The sequence below is a fragment of the Variovorax sp. OV700 genome (assembly GCF_900099805.1).
Classification (GTDB): domain Bacteria; phylum Pseudomonadota; class Gammaproteobacteria; order Burkholderiales; family Burkholderiaceae_C; genus Variovorax.
The window spans coordinates 40656-58112 of sequence record NZ_FNDR01000008.1; the positions used below are offsets into that span (position 1 = coordinate 40656).

23 protein-coding genes and 1 pseudogene are annotated in these 17457 nt (G+C 65.5%); 14 read left to right on the forward strand and 10 right to left on the reverse strand.

Features of this window, described 5'->3' with window-relative positions:
• A complete protein-coding gene (locus tag BLR24_RS18935) occupies positions 1–396 on the forward strand; it encodes a hypothetical protein (protein WP_093019678.1) in 396 nt (131 codons plus the stop codon).
• Positions 397–413: 17 nt separating this feature from the next.
• The gene (locus BLR24_RS18940) at positions 414–872 is read left to right on the forward strand and encodes a hypothetical protein (protein ID WP_093019680.1); all 459 of its coding nucleotides are present in this window, start codon (positions 414–416) and stop codon (positions 870–872) included.
• Positions 873–882: 10 nt separating this feature from the next.
• Here BLR24_RS18940 and BLR24_RS18945 read toward each other — a convergent pair whose 3' ends face one another.
• The 3 genes and pseudogenes from BLR24_RS18945 to BLR24_RS18955 form a co-directional block, all read right to left on the reverse strand.
• The gene (locus BLR24_RS18945) at positions 883–1302 is read right to left on the reverse strand and encodes a hypothetical protein (protein WP_093019682.1); all 420 of its coding nucleotides are present in this window, start codon (positions 1300–1302) and stop codon (positions 883–885) included.
• A 51-nt stretch (positions 1303–1353) separates the two neighbouring features.
• Entirely contained in the window at positions 1354–1644 is a 291-nt protein-coding gene (locus BLR24_RS18950) for a DUF1330 domain-containing protein (RefSeq protein ID WP_093019684.1), read from the reverse strand.
• A 66-nt stretch (positions 1645–1710) separates the two neighbouring features.
• Positions 1711–3157 (reverse strand): annotated as a pseudogene (locus BLR24_RS18955) (SulP family inorganic anion transporter).
• On the opposite strand from BLR24_RS18955, the gene BLR24_RS31195 reads away from it, so the two are divergent.
• The 3 genes from BLR24_RS31195 to BLR24_RS18965 all read left to right on the forward strand — a co-directional run bounded on the left by BLR24_RS31195 (position 3126) and on the right by BLR24_RS18965 (position 5311).
• A complete protein-coding gene (locus BLR24_RS31195; protein WP_302848514.1) occupies positions 3126–3248 on the forward strand; it encodes a hypothetical protein in 123 nt (40 codons plus the stop codon). The pseudogene BLR24_RS18955 and the gene BLR24_RS31195 overlap by 32 nt on opposite strands.
• A gap of 267 nt (positions 3249–3515) precedes the next feature.
• Entirely contained in the window at positions 3516–4292 is a 777-nt protein-coding gene (locus tag BLR24_RS30760; protein WP_175543304.1) for a hypothetical protein, read from the forward strand.
• Between the two features lie 95 nt (positions 4293–4387).
• Positions 4388–5311, forward strand: a complete 924-nt coding sequence (locus BLR24_RS18965; RefSeq protein ID WP_093019688.1) for a DUF3616 domain-containing protein — start codon at positions 4388–4390, stop codon at positions 5309–5311.
• Positions 5312–5356: 45 nt separating this feature from the next.
• Here BLR24_RS18965 and BLR24_RS18970 read toward each other — a convergent pair whose 3' ends face one another.
• Entirely contained in the window at positions 5357–5575 is a 219-nt protein-coding gene (locus BLR24_RS18970) for a hypothetical protein (protein WP_093019690.1), read from the reverse strand.
• A gap of 71 nt (positions 5576–5646) precedes the next feature.
• Here BLR24_RS18970 and BLR24_RS18975 point away from each other — a divergent pair, with 71 nt between their 5' ends.
• On the forward strand, positions 5647–6147 hold the full coding sequence (locus BLR24_RS18975; protein ID WP_093019692.1) for a low molecular weight phosphatase family protein: 501 nt from the start codon (positions 5647–5649) through the stop codon (positions 6145–6147).
• Positions 6148–6159: 12 nt separating this feature from the next.
• Here BLR24_RS18975 and BLR24_RS18980 read toward each other — a convergent pair whose 3' ends face one another.
• Positions 6160–6540 (reverse strand): hypothetical protein, encoded by a 381-nt coding sequence (locus tag BLR24_RS18980; protein ID WP_254787446.1) that lies wholly within the window; start codon positions 6538–6540, stop codon positions 6160–6162.
• A gap of 52 nt (positions 6541–6592) precedes the next feature.
• Entirely contained in the window at positions 6593–6862 is a 270-nt protein-coding gene (locus BLR24_RS18985) for a helix-turn-helix domain-containing protein (protein WP_093019694.1), read from the reverse strand.
• A 29-nt stretch (positions 6863–6891) separates the two neighbouring features.
• On the opposite strand from BLR24_RS18985, the gene BLR24_RS18990 reads away from it, so the two are divergent.
• The 4 genes from BLR24_RS18990 (at position 6892) to BLR24_RS19005 (ending at position 10807) form a co-directional block, all read left to right on the forward strand.
• Entirely contained in the window at positions 6892–7170 is a 279-nt protein-coding gene (locus tag BLR24_RS18990) for a GIY-YIG nuclease family protein (RefSeq protein WP_093019696.1), read from the forward strand.
• A gap of 126 nt (positions 7171–7296) precedes the next feature.
• The gene (locus tag BLR24_RS18995) at positions 7297–8538 is read left to right on the forward strand and encodes a 3-methyl-2-oxobutanoate dehydrogenase (2-methylpropanoyl-transferring) subunit alpha (RefSeq protein WP_093020170.1); all 1242 of its coding nucleotides are present in this window, start codon (positions 7297–7299) and stop codon (positions 8536–8538) included.
• Positions 8539–8542: 4 nt separating this feature from the next.
• On the forward strand, positions 8543–9556 hold the full coding sequence (locus BLR24_RS19000; protein ID WP_093019698.1) for an alpha-ketoacid dehydrogenase subunit beta: 1014 nt from the start codon (positions 8543–8545) through the stop codon (positions 9554–9556).
• Positions 9557–10807, forward strand: a complete 1251-nt coding sequence (locus tag BLR24_RS19005) for a dihydrolipoamide acetyltransferase family protein (protein WP_093019699.1) — start codon at positions 9557–9559, stop codon at positions 10805–10807.
• Here the strand turns inward: BLR24_RS19005 and BLR24_RS19010 are convergent.
• Positions 10756–11037: a hypothetical protein gene (locus BLR24_RS19010; RefSeq protein ID WP_093019701.1), complete on the reverse strand. Its 282-nt coding sequence runs from the start codon at positions 11035–11037 to the stop codon at positions 10756–10758. The genes BLR24_RS19005 and BLR24_RS19010 overlap by 52 nt on opposite strands.
• 146 nt (positions 11038–11183) lie before the next feature.
• Here BLR24_RS19010 and BLR24_RS19015 point away from each other — a divergent pair, with 146 nt between their 5' ends.
• Positions 11184–11564, forward strand: a complete 381-nt coding sequence (locus tag BLR24_RS19015; RefSeq protein ID WP_139188779.1) for a hypothetical protein — start codon at positions 11184–11186, stop codon at positions 11562–11564.
• A gap of 29 nt (positions 11565–11593) precedes the next feature.
• On the opposite strand, the gene BLR24_RS19020 is transcribed toward BLR24_RS19015, so the two are convergent.
• The 3 genes from BLR24_RS19020 to BLR24_RS30450 form a co-directional block, all read right to left on the reverse strand.
• Positions 11594–11923: a four-helix bundle copper-binding protein gene (locus tag BLR24_RS19020; RefSeq protein WP_093019705.1), complete on the reverse strand. Its 330-nt coding sequence runs from the start codon at positions 11921–11923 to the stop codon at positions 11594–11596.
• Positions 11924–11979: 56 nt separating this feature from the next.
• Positions 11980–12540, reverse strand: coding sequence for a DUF4142 domain-containing protein (locus BLR24_RS19025; protein ID WP_093019707.1), 561 nt, complete (start codon positions 12538–12540; stop codon positions 11980–11982).
• 158 nt (positions 12541–12698) lie between these two features.
• Positions 12699–12899: a hypothetical protein gene (locus tag BLR24_RS30450; RefSeq protein WP_139188780.1), complete on the reverse strand. Its 201-nt coding sequence runs from the start codon at positions 12897–12899 to the stop codon at positions 12699–12701.
• A 143-nt stretch (positions 12900–13042) separates the two neighbouring features.
• On the opposite strand from BLR24_RS30450, the gene BLR24_RS19030 reads away from it, so the two are divergent.
• The 3 genes from BLR24_RS19030 (at position 13043) to BLR24_RS19040 (ending at position 17455) form a co-directional block, all read left to right on the forward strand.
• Positions 13043–14374, forward strand: coding sequence for a lytic murein transglycosylase (locus tag BLR24_RS19030; RefSeq protein WP_093019709.1), 1332 nt, complete (start codon positions 13043–13045; stop codon positions 14372–14374).
• 120 nt (positions 14375–14494) lie between these two features.
• Positions 14495–15757 carry a putative Na+/H+ antiporter gene (locus BLR24_RS19035; RefSeq protein WP_093019711.1) on the forward strand — a complete coding sequence of 421 codons (1263 nt, stop codon included), beginning with the start codon at positions 14495–14497 and terminating at the stop codon, positions 15755–15757.
• Positions 15758–15796: 39 nt separating this feature from the next.
• Positions 15797–17455 (forward strand): alpha/beta fold hydrolase, encoded by a 1659-nt coding sequence (locus BLR24_RS19040; RefSeq protein ID WP_093019713.1) that lies wholly within the window; start codon positions 15797–15799, stop codon positions 17453–17455.
• Positions 17456–17457 lie beyond the last annotated feature (2 nt).

Below are 17457 nucleotides of genomic sequence, written 5' to 3' on the forward strand. Positions count from 1 at the left end.
ATGCTCGCGCCGACCCCGATTTCGCACCTTCGGCCCGCCCGCTGGGTGGGCGCCCTTCTGGCGCTCACGAGCCTGTCCGTGCATGCAGATCCCGCCGTGGATTTCTTTCGCGTGCTGGGCTGGACTGTGGCCATGGGTTTGGGAGAGATCGTGGCTTGGGCGCTGGGGCTGGGGTTCGTCTTCCTCATGACGATCCTCGTGCCCGGTGCGATCGTCCGCGCACTGGTGCGCGCGCCGCTGCTCTGGGCGCTATGCCTGCTGATGGTTCCTCGTTGGCGCGTGGGACCATGGGGCTGGAGCAGCATCCTGCTGGGGCTGGCAACCGCCGCTTTGGGCGCCTGGCTTATCGAGCGCCGTTGGCATGACGACGACGTGGATGTCGACCTTCTTGATTGACACATTGGGGCCAAACGATGGATTTGCTTCGCAGGGCAATTGCGCTTGCCATCTTCCTCGGTGCGACCTACGTCTCGATCGAGATGCGTTCGGGCAGTTCTGCGCTGGGAGGGCTCTTCTTCATCCCCGCAGTGCTTGTCGCCTTCTTTGCGCTCGCCGTTGTCATATTCAACCTCCCGATCCTGGGAGAAGCACGGTTCGAAGACAGCGGTTTCGAGCGTACCGTGCTGTCGCCGTGGCAGTTGAAGGTCTTTGGTATTTTTCTGGCGCTCCTCTTCGGGGGAGTGCCTATCTACATTGCCGTGCGAGGCCTCTTCAGAGGCGTCATTCCCGCTCCATGGAAGGCCCCGGACATCGTGCTGGCACAGGCGCCACTGCAATTCTTGCTCGCATGCGCCGTCTTTGCCGAAGCAGGCGTACTGCTCGCAGTGCTGATCGTGAAGGGAATTTGGCGAGCCAGTGTTTCGTCCCGTTGATTCCATGCGATCAGAGAGCCAGCCGGGTCAAGGCCCAAGCCACGGTACACAGCTGCGCCACGTTGAGCACCATCCCGGCGACGTGAAGCCGGCGGAACCGGAAGATCGAAGTGCCAGTGGCCGGGATAGTGTGACGCAGAAGGTCCATGCGCGGGATGATGATCCAGCGGCGCAGCGCAAACGCGAAGGCGGCGATCAAGGCCATGCCAATGGCAAAGGCGGGCTTGCCGGACCATGCATAGCTGAGTGCCGCAGCGCTCGCCGTCAGCATCACGGCGACGTAGTAGACGTTGAACAGGCCCCGAATGAAGCGAGAGTCCAGCGGCGTGTCGTGCTTGAGCACCAGCAGCGGCAGCGAGCCCATCATGAAGAAACCCATCCAGACGAGGAGGATGACCGTCGCGATGAGCGCAATGACCACAGGAAGCATCTGAATCTCCGGGTCTCAAGGCACACCAGGTCAACGGTTGCCGCGAATGGCTCAGACCCCTTCGATGATCCGCAGGTCCCGTTCGGCCCCATCGCCCAGCGCGGCAAGTGCGGCCTGGTAGTCGGAGCTGTCATGCGCGGCCCTGGCCTGCTCGATGCTGTCGAATTCGATCAACACGGTGCGTTGGAGCAGACCGAACTCATAGACCTCGGCGGGCAGGCCGCGCGCAAGAAAGCGCCCGCCGCCTGCAGTGATCGCCGGACCGGCGAGCTTTGCGTACGCCGCAAGTTTGTCGGCGTCCTTGACGGCACGGTACGCGCTGACCCAATAGGCTTTTGCCATAGTGATTTCTCTCAGTTGCTGAGCGAGCAATATAGCCTGCGCTCGACCGTCGGCTGCTGGTATCTGTCAGCGCCTTTCGTCCACCCAGTCCACCCAGTCCACCCAGTCCACCGCATGGGTCTCGAGATATCGGCTGACGGTGGTACCGATGGTCGGAAAGAACGTCGCATCCCCAAGCCGCTCGAAAAGCCCGAAGCGCTTCAGCTTGTCCTTCACGGGGTCCTTCATCTCGGCAAAGCACAACTGAATGCCGGCCGCGTGCAGGGTTTCGATCAACTCGGCCAGCATGTCGGCGGAGGTCACGTCGACGCTGGTGATCGGTTCCGCCGCAACGACCAGCCAACGCACCGGCGTAGGCGACGAAACCACGGCGTCGAGCACGCGGTCGTGGAACAGTTCGGCGTTGGCGAAGAACAGCGGCGCATCCCAGCGAAACAGCACGAGGCCCGGGATAAGGCGCGCGTCGGGATAGCGCGTGATGTCGTGGTAGCCCTTGACGCCGTCGGCGCGTCCCAGAACAGCGGAATACGGGCGCCATGCATCCCACAGGAGTTCGATGACCGCAATCACGATGGCCAGGCCGATGCCTTCAACCGCGCCCAGCACGGCTACGCCGGCGGTACAGGCGATCGACAGCCAAAATTCCCAGCGCTGGATGCGATAGATTCTTCGCAGGTCGGCGACCTCGATCAGGCCGATGGCCGATGCACTCACCACCGCGGCCAACGCGCTGGTGGGCAGGTTTTTCAGCAGATCCGGCACCACCACCAGCAGCAGGGCAACAGCCAGCGCGCCGATGATTCCGGTCAGCTGAGTCTTGGCGCCTGCGGCCTCGGCCACGGGGGTGCGTGACGAACTGCTGCTGACAGCAAAGCCCTGAAAAAGTCCGGCCGCCAGGTTGACGGCGCCGAGCGCCACCATCTCCTGGTTCGGGTCGACATAGCTGCGGGTCCGCGCCGCATAGACACGAGAAAGCACGCTGGTGTCGGCGAACGATACGAGAGCGACGGCACAACCGCCGATCAGGACGGGGACGATGTCGGCGGTGGTGATCCACGGAATGGCGAACGCAGGCAGACCTTGCGGGACCTCGCCAAGGACCGACACCCCGGCGCGTGCCCTCGATCGAAAAGCCGAAAAGCTTGGGCAGTTGGCTGATCAATACCGTCAGCGCGATGCCGTTCATGTAGCCGTAGCGAATCGGCTTGGAGAGAAGCTCGGTGACGAAGCCCAGGCGCGCGATTCCGGCAAGGATGCACACCGCGCCCGACACGATCGCCATCATGCCCGCAAGGGCGACCGCGCGATGCGGGTCCCCGCCAGACAATGGAAGGACGACGGCCAGAATGACGGCGGCCAACGAAGAATCCGGGCCCAGCACCAGAATCCGGCTGGGGCCGAACACGGCGTACGCGAGCAACGCAACGATGGTTGCGTAGAGGCCAGAGATGCCGGGTACGCCCGACGCCTCCGCGTAGGCGATGCCGACGGGCACCAGCATCGTGGTCAGCACCAGTCCTGCAACGATGTCGTGCCGCAGCCAGGCCACCTGGTACTCGCGCAGCGTGCGCAGCCCCGGGAGCCAGCGGCTCCACCCGGTTTGATCGGCGGCCTTCGTCCGGCGCGCAATACGGCCCGGTTCCGTTGGGGGGGACGAAGGATCCGTATTGCTCATAAGCCGCTGCCGCTTGGTGGAGCGTGCAGATGCGCGCAAGGAAAGACAAGAGGAAAGATCCGGGTGCTGCCGGCCCCTCTGCTTCGACGTATCCGCCAGACGGACAGGCTCTTGATGACGACTTCGATTGCGTTGAAAATAATGGTGTAAATCATTTACACCATAATCGAAGAAATCCTCAATGACTGACTTTGGCATGACCAACAACGAAATGACTTCTGAGCCCAGCAACGCAACCGACCCGACAGTGACCGCCTCGGCGGTCCAGCCTCCGGCAGAGTCGACAACGCCTGCCGCACCGCAGCTGCCGTCGAACCCGCCAACCGCAAAGCCGGTTGCACGCAAGAGGCCGGCGGCCAAGAAGGCGCCGGTGCGCGAACCCAAAGCAGCTGCGACGAAGAAGGCCACCGCCAAGAAGGTCTCGCCTCGGACCACGCCGGCAAAACCGGTGGTTACGAAGTCCTCGGCAAAAAAGGCCGTGGTGACCAAGAAAGCCGCAGTCACCAAGAAGGCAACGCCCACCAAAGCCGGCGCCAAGACCACCGCTGCACCCAAAAAGTTGACGCCAGTGAACAAGGCATCAGTGAAGAAATCAGCGAAGAAGACAGTTGCAAAGAAGACGGGGCCGCTGAAGACCAAGACGGTGAAGGCCGTGGTCGCGCCGCCTCAGGTCACCCGGCCTGCTGCTCCCCGCACGGAACTGGCGACGTCTTTCCAGGCCACTTCCTCCGAGTCCGTCCGCGACGCGGCCAAGACCAAAAGCAAGCTCGTGCGAGACAGCTTCACGATGCCCCAGCCGGACTTCGGTCTGATTGCCGTCCTCAAGGATCGCGCGCTAGGTTTCAAACGCCCTGCCAAGAAGAGCGAGTTGCTGCGAGCCGGGCTGCACGCGCTTCAACAACTCACCGACACCCAGCTGCGCGGTGCGCTGGATTCGCTGGCGCCGCTGAAGGCTGGGCGCCCGAAGAAGTAGGCCAACCGAAGGCCGCGCGGCGTTCCTCGCGGCATCGGCGATGCCTGTGACAGGAGGGCCTGGGAAAAGCGGATACGTGGGTGGACAATGCTTTCATGGCGCAGAAAAGACTCCCCGCTTTCCAGCCCCTGACCGGCATCTATGAGCCGTCGGCGATCCAGCGGTTGCCGGATGGGCGCTTTCTTGTGGTCGAGGACGAAAAGGGCCATCCCTTCAGTCTGGTCGTGCTCGGCGCCGACGGAAGTGTCGACAGCACCGAACTCATCGCCGGGCTGTTTCAAATATTCAGCGACTTCTGGAAACTGGATGATCTCGAAGGACTCGCCTTGGACCGCGTAGGCTTCGTCTACGCGATCACGTCGCATTCTCGAGACGACGAAGGCAACGAAAAGAAGTCACGTGAACGACTGGTCCGGTTCCGCATCGAGGGGAATCGCGTCGAAGACCCCAAAGTCATCGACGGACTGAAGCGCGCCCTGATGGCGAAGCATCCTGAACTGGCTTCGGCGGCCCAGATCCGCGATGTCAAAACCGGCGGCGGGCTCAATATCGAAGCGTTGGAGATCAGCCCGGACCAGCAACGGCTGCTGATCGGCTTTCGCAGCCCGTTGCGCAATGGCCGCGCGATCATCGCCAGCGTCGAAAACCCGCAAGGCCTCTTCGAGGCGGATGAGGTCCCCCGGGTGGCGGCTGATCTCGATGAGCTGGATCTGGACGGCCACGGAATTCGTGGGTTGTCTTACGTCCCCGCCATCGGCGAGTACCTTGTCATCAGCGGGCCGGTTTCGCGCGAGCCGGGCCAGTTCGCCCTCTGGCGCTGGAATGGTCGGCAAGGTGGCGCAACGCGTCGAGTCACGGTTCCAGGTCTTCAAGGCCTGGAGCGCGCAGAAGGGGTGAGCCCGGCCGTCATCGACGGGGTCGACCGAATCATCATCGTCAGCGACGACGGGAGCCGGAAGGCAGAACGATCCGCGAAGTATGTTCTGCTGGACCTCGATCAGCTGCAAACCGCGTCTTGAATCGGCCAGCCAAGGAAGCTTGCTCCCCGATGTCCGCGATCGTCTCTACAACAAGCCTCTGTCCTGGCTCACGCGCGCCAGGCGCGTTGCCCGGTCGGAAAACAAGGGCGCGTTGGAATAGCGCAGGGTTCCGCGTGCGCGGGATTCGTCGAGCTTCAGTTGCTGCACCGCGTCACGAAGCTGTAGAACATCGGCATCGTCTGCTCCGTACCAGGCCTGCATTCGCACGAGAAGGTGCTGCAGGCGAGCTTGATCCTTGCTCATCGCATCGTCCTTGTAAGAAGGAAGCCGTCGGGCAGATTGAACTATCACCTCTGCACTAAGCTCCACTCTATATGTCAACAGTGGGCAAGGTCCGGGTCATTTTTGTTTCGAAACGCAACTCGCTTCGAAGCGTTCTTGCACAGGCCTGTCTCGAACATATCGGTGGTGAGCGCTTTGCAGCCCTGTCGTGCGGCTCTCCAAAACACCTTGCCAGCGAAATTCATCCAGCCGCGCTCGGCGCACTGGCGAGCGCCCGGATGCGGCCGCCTCTCGGAATCCCGACAAGTTGGGAGAAGTTGAAGGAACAGGGTGCCGCAAGAGCCACCTTCATCATCACGCTCGACGACAAGACCTTCGAGGAACAGCCGGCATGGCCGGGGCAACCGGATACCGCACTTTGGTCGATGCCGGACGTTGCCGCCTTGGGAGATCCAGAAAAGACGACCTACGGCGCGATCCAAGCGCTCTACGCTTTGCGTCGAAGACTCGATTTGTTCGTCAACCTGCCACTGGCCAAAGGCGACCGGGTGTCTCTCCGAGCCGATGTCCGGGATCTGGGAACCATGAGATAGGGCGGCCGGCCCTCAGCCCCACGCCGCAAGGTTCTGCAACGCATCGTTGGGACGTCCGACAATGTCGACGCCGGTGATGCCGGTTCCGCCCGGCAAGAGGTTGACATCGCAGATGACCTCCCAGGCATGGCTTTCGGTGCGCCGTGCAAGGCACACTTCCTCGCCGGCGGCCAGGAGCTCGGCGCACTCGGCAACGCTGATTCGCTGCGCCGTGCCAAGGGCGAACTCTGTCGAACCGAACTCCTTCTCCACAACCGGGTGAATGGCGACGAGTTCGATTTTTTCGTCTTTGAAGTGGACAGCGGTAATCGCATGCTGGGACATCTTCAGCCTCCATTTGTGGAGAGCCCCGACATAGATGCGGCGGCTGCCGGCACCCGTGGGCTCGATCATCGACTGTACGCCTGCTCCCGCTTGCCCGCACTCGGCAGATGAACCCACTCACTCAGGAGGTGGGCTGGTCATCGCCAGTGAGCAGCAACTTCGTTTTGATGCCGTAAAGCGCAAGCATGCCCAGCACGTGCCCGATGGCGACGCCCGGTTCACCCGATTCGATTCGCGCAACCGTCTGGACATGCACACCCAGTCGGGCGGCCGCTGCGGCCTGGCCCTCACCGGCATTGGTGCGAGCCAACTTGGCCGCAGCACCCATGTGCTTGATCGCCTGAAGGGCGCCGCTGTCGATGTCCGCCGAGATGCGTTTGCCTTGGGCCATGGGAATATTGTCGCTGCACAATCCGAGCCATGCCTCGAACCTTGCCCGACACCGGGCCCGTGCCTTACTGGCTCTACCTCCTGGAATGCGAAGGCGGCGTGTACTACACGGGGATCGCGATCGACGTGGAGCAGCGCTTCTTTCAGCATGTCTTCGGACTGGGCGCCAAATTCACGCGCGCGCGTCCTCCGTTGCGTGTGCTCGCAGCCCGCGCATACCCCGACAAGGGGGCTGCGCTGCGGGCGGAAATCAGCGTCAAGGCACTGCCTCGCTCGCGGAAGCTCGCCTTCTTCGAAGCCCTGGCGTGACGCGCCGGATTCGAGTCCTGCCGCCCCTCTGCATCCAGAGAAATACGCGATTGACCGACTGCGCTTTCGCCTGAAATTCGCTAGGCTTTGCTGGCGAGCGATCCCATCGAGCGCGGAGACAACGCGATGAGCCAGGGCGCATCTCTTCGTCTGCATGTGCCGGAGCCCACCGGCCGGCCGGGGCACGAGACCGATTTTTCCTACCTCCACCTGTCGCGTGCCGGCGAGGTGCGAAAGCCTCCGATCGACGCGTTGCCAGCCGACACCGGCGACCTGGCCTACACGCTGGTGCGCGTGCTCGACGACGAGGGCCGCGCCGTTGGCCCGTGGGTGCCGGAGGCCGATCCTGAACTGCTGCGCCGAGGCCTCCGCGCGATGATGAAGACGCGCGCCTTCGATGCCCGCATGCTGATCGCGCAGCGGCAGAAGAAGATCTCGTTCTACATCCAGTGCCTCGGCGAGGAGGCCATCGCGACCGGCCACGCGCTCGCGCTGCAGCAGGGCGACATGTGCTTTCCCACCTACCGCCAGCAGGGCCTGCTGCTGGCGCGCGAAGACGTGACGATGGTGGAGATGATCTGCGAGCTGATGTCCAACGAGCGCGACCCACTCAAGGGGCGGCAGTTGCCGGTGTGCTATTCGATGAAGCGGGCCGGCTTCTTCTCGGTCTCGGGCAACCTGGCCACGCAGTTCATCCAGGCGGTGGGCTGGGGCATGGCTTCGGCGATCAAGGGCGACACGCGCATCGCCTCGGGCTGGATCGGCGACGGCGCCACGGCCGAGTCCGACTTCCACACTGCGTTGACTTTCGCCCACGTGTACCGCGCGCCGGTGATCCTCAACGTGGTCAACAACCAGTGGGCGATCTCGACCTTTCAAGCCATTGCGGGCGGCGAGGCCACCACCTTCGCGGCGCGCGGCGTGGGGTGCGGCATTGCCTCGCTGCGCGTCGACGGCAACGACTTCCTTGCCGTGCTGGCCGCCTCGCGCTGGGCCGCGCAGCGCGCGCGCAGCAACCTCGGGCCCACGCTGATCGAATGGGTGACCTACCGCGCCGGCGCCCATTCGACCTCGGACGATCCCTCGCGCTACCGGCCGGCCGACGACTGGGCGCACTTTCCGCTGGGCGATCCGATCCCTCGCCTGGCGCAGCACCTGACGGCGATCGGCGCGTGGTCGCAGCAGGAGCACGAACAGACGCGGGCAGATCTGGAGGCGCAGGTGAACGCCGCGCTGAAGGAGGCCGAGCGCTTCGGCTCCATGGCCGACGGCCACGTTGCCGGCGCCGCGACCATGTTCGAGGACGTCTACAAGGACATGCCCGAACACTTGAAGCGGCAGCGCGAACAGCTGTCGTCGGAGGGATGACGGCATGGCCTCGATGACCATGATCCAGGCTCTGCGCTCCGCCATGGACGTGATGCTCGAGCGCGACGACAACGTGATCATCTACGGCCAGGACGTGGGCTACTTCGGCGGCGTGTTCCGCTGCACCGAAGGCCTGCAGGCCAAGTACGGGCGCTCGCGCGTGTTCGATGCGCCCATCAACGAGGGCGGCATCGTCGGCTCGGCCATCGGCATGGGCGCCTACGGCTTGCGTCCGGTGGTGGAGGTGCAGTTTGCCGACTACGTCTATCCGGCCTATGACCAGATCGTGTCCGAGGCGGCGCGCCTGCGCTATCGCTCGGCGGGCGATTTCACCGCGCCGATCACCATTCGCATGCCCTGCGGTGGCGGCATCTATGGCGGGCAGACGCACAGCCAGAGCCCCGAGGTGCTGTTCACGCACGTCTGCGGGCTGCGCACGGTGATGCCCTCCAATCCGCGCGATGCCAAGGGCCTCTTGATCGCCTCGATCGAGAACGACGACCCTGTCATCTTTCTGGAGCCCAAGCGGCTGTACAACGGCCCCTTCGACGGCCACCACGACCGGCCGCTGGTGTCCTGGTCGGCCCACCCGCTGGGCGAGGTGCCCGAGGGCTACTACACGGTGCCGCTCGAATCGGCCACCGTGTTCCGCCCCGGCGCCGACCTGACGGTGATCAGCTACGGCACGATGGTGTTCGTCTCGGAAGCGGCCGCGCAAGAGACCGGCATCGATGCCGAGATCATCGACCTGCGCAGCCTGTGGCCGCTGGACCTGGAGACGCTCGTCGCCTCGGTGAAGAAGACCGGCCGCTGCGTGATCGTGCACGAGGCCACGCGCACCAGCGGCTTCGGCGCCGAGCTGGCGGCGCTGGTGCAGGAACACTGCTTCCACTACCTGGAGGCGCCCATCGGGCGCGTGGCCGGATGGGACACGCCCTATCCGCATGCGCAGGAGTGGGCCTACTTTCCGGGCCCGGCACGCGTTGGCGCTGCATTCCGGCGCGCCATGGAGAACTGAATGGCCACGCATGCAATCAAGGTGCCGGACCTGGGCGAAGGCATTGCCGAGGTGGAACTGGTGGCGTGGCGCGTGCAGCCCGGCGACACGGTGGCCGAAGACCAGGTGCTGGCCGACGTGATGACCGACAAGGCCACCGTCGAGATTCCCTCGCCGGTGGCGGGCAAGGTGATCGCGCTTGGTGGCGAGGTAGGGCGGCAGATGGCGGTGGGCGCGGAGCTGATCCGACTCGATGTGGAGGCCAGCGGCGAGACGGAGGCGGCGCGTGCCGCGCCAGCATCAGCAGCCGCAGTTGCATCTTCACCTGCACCTTCACCAGCACCTGCACCCACGCAAATACCGACACCCGTACCGGCTGAACGCACGCGCCCATCGTCCGCCAAGCCGCTCGCTTCGCCCGCGCTGCGCCATCGGGCCACGCTCCTTGGCATCGACCTTCAACAAGTGCCAGGCAGCGGCGACCAAGGCCGCATCCTGCATGAGGACCTCGACGCCTGGCTCGTCCGCCGGCACGGGCCGACGGCGCCGACTGCGGCGACCCTTGCAGAGCGCAACGACGAGGAGGCTGTGCCCATCACCGGCGTGCGCCGCCGCATTGCGCAGCGCATGCAGGATGCGATGCGCCGCATCCCGCACTTCACCTACGTCGAGGAGATCGACGTGACCGAGCTGGAGCTGTTGCGCGCGCGGATCAATGAACGCTGGGGCGCCGAGCGGGCGCACCTGACCCTGCTTCCGCTGCTGGTGCGCGCGGTGGTGCTGGCGGTGCCGCGCTTCCCGCAGGTCAATGCCCGATTCGACGACGAAAAAGGCGTGCTCACGCGCCACGGCGCGGTGCACGTCGGCATCGCGACCCAGACCGCGGCCGGCCTCATGGTGCCGGTGCTTCGCCACGCGGAAGCACGCGACCTCTGGTCCAGTGCAACCGAGATCGCGCGCCTGGCGGATGCCGCGCGCGCTGGCCGGGCCACGCGTGATGAACTGAGCGGCTCGACCATCACGCTCACCAGCCTCGGCGCGCTCGGCGGCATCGCCTCCACGCCGATCATCAACGCGCCCGAAGTGGCGATCGTCGGCGTCAACCGCATCGTGCAGCGCCCCGTGATGCAAGGCGTCGCAGTGGTTGCGCGCCGCATGATGAACCTGTCCTCCTCCTTCGACCATCGCGTGGTTGACGGCCAGCTTGCGGCTGAATTCATTCAGGCCGTGCGGGCTTCGCTCGAATGCCCGGCGCTGCTTTTTATCGAGTGAGCGTCGAGTGAGAGAGGATGAAGCGCGAGCCTCAGTTCGTTCTCCTCCAGAGGGTCCAGCTCACGCACCAGGCGCCTGAAGTCAGCCCGGTAGCAGGGCAGCATCAGCGCCGCCGTGAGCGCATGAACGCCGTCGCCGCGCGCAAGGCATTCATCGCACGCGGCAATGCTTCGGTAGATTCCGAGCGCCTGTGCGACTCGGCTGTCGGTGGTGCTGCTTTTGCGGGTCATCGCCGGTTCCTTGTGGCGCGCCCTGGATGGCCCGCGAGGCAACTCTATGCACTCTGGAGTGCAGGGGTGAGTAACAAGATCGTCGTGAATCCAGGCATTGGCCCTGATGCCGCGACAATCAAGGCATTCTTGCAATGAATGCCTCCATGCCTTCCGATCAGTTCACCGATTCCGCCGAACCCACGCCTCACGATTCCGCTGCGCAAGGCGCAGCCAAGGCCGGCCGCCTGCGCGCGGAAGCCGACAAGCTCGAAGCATTCTGTGTCGTCGTTCGCGCGGCTTCGGCCGCAGCCGATCACGCCGCGTTTGTCGAGGTCAGCCGCGCAGCGTCCCAGGCGCTGCATGCCAAGTTCGGCGGTGGCTCGATCACTTCGGTGTTCACGTGGTTGACCGGGCCTGCGGGAAGCGCCGCGCTGGAAAGCGTTCTTGCCGGCGAAGTGAAACTGGCCGGGCCGCTTTCCATCCAGCAGGTTGTCGAAGCGGTGGAGCTGGCCAAAAAGTCGGAACTCCTGCGCCAGAAGCGCTGAGGGGGCGCGGCCCGTCCGTCCGCCGCGGCTCAGCCCGCCATCGCGCGGCAGGCGGCCGCGCAGTCCCGACAGGCCTTGGCGCATGCCTGGCAATGCTCGTGCTTGTGCTTGCCGCATTCTTCGCCGCAGGCTTGGCAGATGTCGGCGCAGAGGGCGCAGATGGCTTTGGCAAACTCGCTGCCGCGTGCCATGGTGGCAGCCGCAAACTGGCAGGCGGCCGCGCAGTCCATGTCGAGCGCGATGCATCTGGCCATCATCTTGACGTCGGCTTCCTTGAGGCAGGAGGCGGCGCAGTGGTTGCACGCGGTGGCGCAGCCGTTGCATGCCTCGATGCATGCGTCGAAGGCTTCATGTGGCATTGCTTTCTCCTTGAGATTGGAAACTGGCGACGGCAAGGGCTTGCAGTGAGCAGCGATCAACGCAATGTCGAACTGAGCGAGCGGGCCGCCTCCAGGTGCGAGCGCAGGGCCGGCAGCGTCTTGCCTGCCCAGGTCCTCAATTCGGGGTCGCGGGCCTCGCGGCTCGCACGCTCGAAGAGCGCGATGTCCGTTTGGAGGTCTTCGATACCCACGAGCCGGATGTACGTGCGATCGAACTCGTCTCCCGACGCCGAAGCCAGCCGGTCCAGCTTGGCGTACTTGCCACGCGGCAGAACGCCCGGGAGTCGCATTCCTCGGTCGCGCACCAGTGCCCTGAGTTCGTTGTTGACGCGTGTGTGGTGGTCGACGAGCATCTGCGCATAGCCTCGCACCTCGGGGCTCGAGGCGCGGTACATGGCCAATCGCGATGCCTGGATTTCGTACCGGCCATTGCCGACCGCCGCGGTGATGAACTGCGGGTCTTGAAGACCGCTCGTCCGCGCCGCGCTCGCGGTGCCGGCGCGCGCATCGGGCTCCGGCAGGGTCGAGCACCCCGCGGCGAGCGCCGCCATGCCAACGAGCGTGAGCGCTCGCAGAAGGGTTTCGAGCGTTTTCATGGTTCTCCTTGTCAGCCCGCAACGCGAGCCTTCTCGGCGAGACGCAGAAAATCTAAGCCAGGCACACCCGGTGCCCTGTCGGACGGTAGCTGCATCTGTGGCCTGACAACCACTCGTGGTTGCCGCACTTCGCTCACTGCGGAGGGCAGGAACGTGCCTCAGGGCTTCCGGCGCTTCAGAAAGCCCGGCGCGTTCTCGCCCTTGCCGGGCTGCGCCTCGTCGCTGGCCGTGTCTTCCGGGTTGGTGGGCTCATCCAGCTCGAGGTCCTTGGCGCGCACCTCGGCTTCAAGCGGCAGTCCCGACGCCGGTTGGTGCGTCACCGGATCCGCCGATGTATCGGGCGCTTGTTTCCGATTCATGTCTGGTGCTCCTGTTGATCGCCAGTGGCCATCCTCCGCCGCAGGGCTGTACGGGCTATCGGACGGAATGAGCAGGCGGTGCAGGCGATGTCCTGCGCAGCGTCTGGTAACAGCGCCCGCGAACCAGCGGTGAAAATCCATCGATGCATCCAACCAGTACCCTCTTTCTGCGTTCCGGCAGGTTCACGCTCCTGGCTGCGTCCGCGGCCATGGCCGCGCTGCTGGCAGGCTGCGCGTCCCCTCCATCGACACCGGCCGCCTCAGGTGCCAAGCCGGCGGAAACCACAACAGGTGCACGGCCTGCAATTGCGCCCGCTGTGCCAGGGCGGGCGATCCCGGACGACGCGACCATTGAACCGCGATTCGCAAAATGGGTTGCAGATTTCCGCGCCACTGCGCGTGCGCAAGGCATCGGCGAAGCGACGCTGCGAAGCGCGTTCGACCAGGTCCAATACCTGCCGCGCGTCATCGAACTGGACCGGGCCCAGCCTGAGTTCACGCGCACCACCTGGGACTATCTCGACAACGCCGTCACGCCGCAGCGCGTGGCCATCGGTCAGGACAAGTTGCAGCAGGTTCGCGCCGAAGCCGATGCGGCCGCCGCACGCTACGGCGTACCTCCTGCCGTGGTGGTCGCCATCTGGGGCATGGAGAGCAACTACGGCAGCAACTACGGCAATACCCCGGTCATCGATGCGCTGGCAACGCTCGGCTTCGAAGGGCGGCGCGAAGACTGGGCTCGCCGCGAGTTGCTTGCCGCGCTGAAGATTCTCGACAGCGGCGACATCGCGCGCGACCGGATGATCGGTTCCTGGGCCGGTGCCATGGGCCAGACCCAGTTCCTGCCGTCGAACTTCCTCGCCTATGCGGTGGATGCCGACGGTGACGGTCGGCGCGACATCTGGGGCAGCATGGCCGACGTTGTCGCTTCGACGGCGAACTTTCTCTCTCGTTCCGGTTGGCAGGCCGGCGTGCCCTGGGGTGCGGAGGTGCGGCTACCGGCGGGCTTCGACTACGGCCGCGCCGACATGGCCGTTCGCCAGTCCAGCACGCAATGGGCGGCCGAGGGGCTGCGCGCCATCGACGACCAGCCGCTGCCAGAGCTTGCCGACGCAAGCATCCTGCTGCCCGCGGGCGCCCGCGGCCCGGCCTTTTTGGTCGGGCCCAACTTTCGCGCTGTTCTGCGCTACAACAACTCGACCAACTACGCGCTCGCGGTCAGCCTTCTTGCGCAACGCCTGGGCGGTGGGCCGGGCGTGCAGTCGCCATGGCCCAGAGACTCGGCGGCGCTTTCGCGCAGCCAGATGGTCGAGCTGCAAACCGCCCTCAACCAGCGCGGCTTTGCCACCGGCGCGGCCGACGGTGTGGTGGGGCCCGCCACGCGCGACGGGCTGCGCCGCTACCAGCGCAGCGTCGGCTTGCCCGCGGACGGGTATCCGAGCGCAGAGCTGCTGCAGCGCCTGCAACGGCCGTAGCGGGCAAGCCGCGCGTTCCGGCCTTAAACTGGGGCCGGGTGCGGAGCCGCTTGTCTTCCATGCGGTGCCGCAGGTTCATGCGATGGTCGGGCCGCCACGCGGATTCGTCACGCCAATCCCATGCAAGAACCCGCCATCCAGTACATTGCCGCAGCCATCTTTGCCGTGGCCCTCGTCCATACCTTTGCCGTCAAGCAGTTCGAACGGCTGTCGCATCGCTATCCTCGCCACGCCGGCCTGTTCCACCTGCTCGGCGAGGTTGAAGTCGTCTTCGGGTTCTGGGCCATCGTGCTCGTGCTGGCGATGGGCCTGGTGATCGGCGGCAACGGCGCGCTCGGCTATGCGGAGTCGCGCAACTACACCGAGCCGCTGTTCGTTTTCGTCGTGATGGTGGTGGCTGCCTCGCGGCCCGTGCTGCGCACGGTCATGTCGGGGGTGAGCATCGTCGCCCGAGTGCTGCCCCTGCCGACGCCCGTTGCCGCGGCATGGCTCGGGCTTGCGGCTGTTCCGTTGCTGGGCTCGCTGGTCACGGAGCCCGCGGCCATGACGATCGCGGCGTTGATGCTCGCGCCCCAGATCTTCAGGCCGCAGCTGCCCGAAGCGGTGAAGTACTTGGCCCTTGGCGTGCTGTTCGTCAACATATCGATCGGCGGTACCCTCACGTCGTATGCCGCGCCGCCGGTGCTGATGGTGGCCTCGACCTGGCAATGGGACAGCGCCTTCATGCTCGCCACCTTCGGCTGGAAGGCCGCCGTGGCCGTTGTCGTCAATGCCACCGTGGCCACCTTCGTGCTGCGCAAACATCTGGCCGCTACGCCGTCGCCAGCGAACCCCGAACTGTCCGAGGTGCCTGTGCCGGCGGCCGTGGCCTTGACGCACCTGGCATTGCTCGCGGGCATCGTGCTGTTCGCCCATCATCCGGTGGCATTCCTCGGCCTGTTTCTGATGTTCCTCGGCTTCACCCAGGCCTATGAGCGCCACCAGAGTCCATTGATCATCAAGGAAGCGCTCCTCGTCGGATTCTTTCTTGCCGGCCTGGTGGTGCTCGGCGGCATGCAGCGCTGGTGGCTCGAGCCGGTCGTCTCCAGCCTGGAGCCGCTGGCCCTGTTCTTTGGCGCGCTGGGCCTGACGGCCATCACCGACAACGCAGCGCTCACCTACCTCGGCTCGCTGATCGCCACCATCTCGGACGAATCGAAATACATGCTCGTGGCCGGCGCGGTGGCTGGCGGCGGCTTGACGGTGATTGCCAACGCGCCCAATCCCGCCGGCGTCGCGCTGCTGAAGCGCGGCTTCGCCGACGAGAGCATCGGCGCCGGCGGACTGCTGCTGGGCGCGCTCGGACCCACGCTCGTGGCCGGCGCGGCGTTCATGCTTTTGTAGCGGGCGCGCGCTGCGCGCGGAACCAAAGGAGACAGGAACATGCACGCGTTCTCTCGCACGGGCCTGTCCGCAGGCGCGATGCTCGTGGCCCTGGCCATCGGCGGCTGCTCCTCGCACGGGAACGCCGTTTCCAGCAGCGCCAGGGCGGAGCCGCCGCCCACCGATTGCCGCGCCTGGGTGGGCACCGACCGCAACCAGGAACTGCCCGGCTACCGGCTGCCGCAGTCCAACGGCGAGACCGTGTGCGTGCCGCTCGGCGTCAACGCTTTTCGCCCGCCCGCGGGGTATGCCGGAGGCGACTACCACGTCGACGAGTTCACCGATGCGCGCCTGAAGGAGCGCTGGCGCGCGTGCAAGACCGACACCGCCTGTTTCGCGCGCATCGACGCACAGATGCAGCGCTGGCTGCCGCCGAACAAGGCGCGCTCTACCCGCTCGACCGGCGTGGTCGATCCTTCAGGAAAAATCGATCCGGATGGCACCGTGGATCTGCGGCAGATCCGGCGCCCGGCCTTCTTCGCCAAAGCGCCTTACGAAGAAGGTATTGCGCGGGCCGATGCGAGCACTTACGTGGTCGAGTTCACCGTGCCGCGCGACACCTTCGAGCGCATCGACCTGAAGATGACCGATCCGATCAAGCTGCGCGGCTGGTACATCGAAGGGCGCGGCGTCGAGGACGGCAAGGGCGGCAAGATGCGCGCGCTGGTGGTCATGGCGCCCGGTGGCGGCGGTCAGCTGACCGCCATCCAGCATCCGGGCGAAAAGGCCTACCGCATCGACCCGGCCACGGGCAAGGCGGTGGACGTCAAGTTTCCGAATGCCACCACGGAGACCATGGGCCAGCGCTGGTGGCGCGAGAACCTCGATGCGCTCAATCAGGCGGGCTTCGACGTGCTGGCCTACGACCGGCGCGGCGAGGGCATCTCGGGTGGATTCAGCGACACCAACACGCTGGAGCAGGGCGAGGACGTTTTCCGCGTGCTGGCCCAGCTCGACACCGGAAACGGCCTGCGGCTTCTCACGCCCGACGCACGCGTGCTCACGGGCAGCGAGGCGGCCGGCAAGCTGCTGGGCGGCATGGCGTCGACGCGCATTCCCATTCTGCTCGGCGGCTATTCGCGCGGGTCGATGTCGACCGCATGGGCCATGGCCAAGAATTTCTCGGGCTCGTGCAGCTACGACATGCCGGTGCCCGAATGCGTGCCGCCCAAAGGGCTCTCGAACATCAAGGGCGCCATCCTGTTGTCTTCGTTTGCCAGCGGCGCGGGGTACCTGCCCGCGTCGCCCGACCTGGCCGACCGCAACCTGTTTCTGGGCGGCATGGCGGCGGACCATCACATCCTTTTCTATCCGAACTCGGCGCCCCTGGCGGGCATGCACAAGTGGCCGGCCGCGTTCTTCGGCAAGGGCCTCTGGGATCGCGCGGAAACATTGCAAGGCACCGTGGCCGCCTATGACCGCATCCGTGGCGCGCGCGAGATCGTGGTGGCCCGCGCGCCCCATTCGATCGAGACCTGGCCGGAAAGCGACCGGCAGTACCTGCGCGAGCGAATGGTTGCCTTCGCCAAGGTGGCCATCGCGGGCGGTACCACGGTATCGGGCGCAAAGCCGTGGTCCAACCTCAAGGAGCTGGTCGCGACCACGCCCGACTCGTGGGAGGCTTCGTCGAAACCCCGAGACAACCCAGCTGGCAAATAGTT

Excerpts from the sequence above, each read along its gene's own strand:
- BLR24_RS19040 (WP_093019713.1), top strand. The coding sequence starts at position 15,797 with ATGCACGCGTTCTCTCGCACGGGCCTGTCCGCAGGCGCGATGCTCGTG.
- BLR24_RS19005 (WP_093019699.1), top strand. The coding sequence starts at position 9,557 with ATGGCCACGCATGCAATCAAGGTGCCGGACCTGGGCGAAGGCATTGCC.
- BLR24_RS30760 (WP_175543304.1), top strand. The coding sequence starts at position 3,516 with ATGACCAACAACGAAATGACTTCTGAGCCCAGCAACGCAACCGACCCG.
- BLR24_RS18965 (WP_093019688.1), top strand. The coding sequence starts at position 4,388 with ATGGCGCAGAAAAGACTCCCCGCTTTCCAGCCCCTGACCGGCATCTAT.
- BLR24_RS18970 (WP_093019690.1), bottom strand. The coding sequence starts at position 5,575 with ATGAGCAAGGATCAAGCTCGCCTGCAGCACCTTCTCGTGCGAATGCAG.
- BLR24_RS18950 (WP_093019684.1), bottom strand. The coding sequence starts at position 1,644 with ATGGCAAAAGCCTATTGGGTCAGCGCGTACCGTGCCGTCAAGGACGCC.
- BLR24_RS19000 (WP_093019698.1), top strand. The coding sequence starts at position 8,543 with ATGGCCTCGATGACCATGATCCAGGCTCTGCGCTCCGCCATGGACGTG.
- BLR24_RS18990 (WP_093019696.1), top strand. The coding sequence starts at position 6,892 with ATGCCTCGAACCTTGCCCGACACCGGGCCCGTGCCTTACTGGCTCTAC.
- BLR24_RS19010 (WP_093019701.1), bottom strand. The coding sequence starts at position 11,037 with ATGACCCGCAAAAGCAGCACCACCGACAGCCGAGTCGCACAGGCGCTC.
- BLR24_RS31195 (WP_302848514.1), top strand. The coding sequence starts at position 3,126 with ATGCCGACGGGCACCAGCATCGTGGTCAGCACCAGTCCTGCAACGATG.
- BLR24_RS18945 (WP_093019682.1), bottom strand. The coding sequence starts at position 1,302 with ATGCTTCCTGTGGTCATTGCGCTCATCGCGACGGTCATCCTCCTCGTC.
- BLR24_RS19025 (WP_093019707.1), bottom strand. The coding sequence starts at position 12,540 with ATGAAAACGCTCGAAACCCTTCTGCGAGCGCTCACGCTCGTTGGCATG.
- BLR24_RS18985 (WP_093019694.1), bottom strand. The coding sequence starts at position 6,862 with ATGGCCCAAGGCAAACGCATCTCGGCGGACATCGACAGCGGCGCCCTT.
- BLR24_RS18995 (WP_093020170.1), top strand. The coding sequence starts at position 7,297 with ATGAGCCAGGGCGCATCTCTTCGTCTGCATGTGCCGGAGCCCACCGGC.
- BLR24_RS19030 (WP_093019709.1), top strand. The coding sequence starts at position 13,043 with ATGCATCCAACCAGTACCCTCTTTCTGCGTTCCGGCAGGTTCACGCTC.
- BLR24_RS18935 (WP_093019678.1), top strand. The coding sequence starts at position 1 with ATGCTCGCGCCGACCCCGATTTCGCACCTTCGGCCCGCCCGCTGGGTG.
- BLR24_RS30450 (WP_139188780.1), bottom strand. The coding sequence starts at position 12,899 with ATGAATCGGAAACAAGCGCCCGATACATCGGCGGATCCGGTGACGCAC.
- BLR24_RS19035 (WP_093019711.1), top strand. The coding sequence starts at position 14,495 with ATGCAAGAACCCGCCATCCAGTACATTGCCGCAGCCATCTTTGCCGTG.
- BLR24_RS19015 (WP_139188779.1), top strand. The coding sequence starts at position 11,184 with ATGCCTTCCGATCAGTTCACCGATTCCGCCGAACCCACGCCTCACGAT.
- BLR24_RS18940 (WP_093019680.1), top strand. The coding sequence starts at position 414 with ATGGATTTGCTTCGCAGGGCAATTGCGCTTGCCATCTTCCTCGGTGCG.
- BLR24_RS19020 (WP_093019705.1), bottom strand. The coding sequence starts at position 11,923 with ATGCCACATGAAGCCTTCGACGCATGCATCGAGGCATGCAACGGCTGC.
- BLR24_RS18980 (WP_254787446.1), bottom strand. The coding sequence starts at position 6,540 with ATGATCGAGCCCACGGGTGCCGGCAGCCGCCGCATCTATGTCGGGGCT.
- BLR24_RS18975 (WP_093019692.1), top strand. The coding sequence starts at position 5,647 with ATGTCAACAGTGGGCAAGGTCCGGGTCATTTTTGTTTCGAAACGCAAC.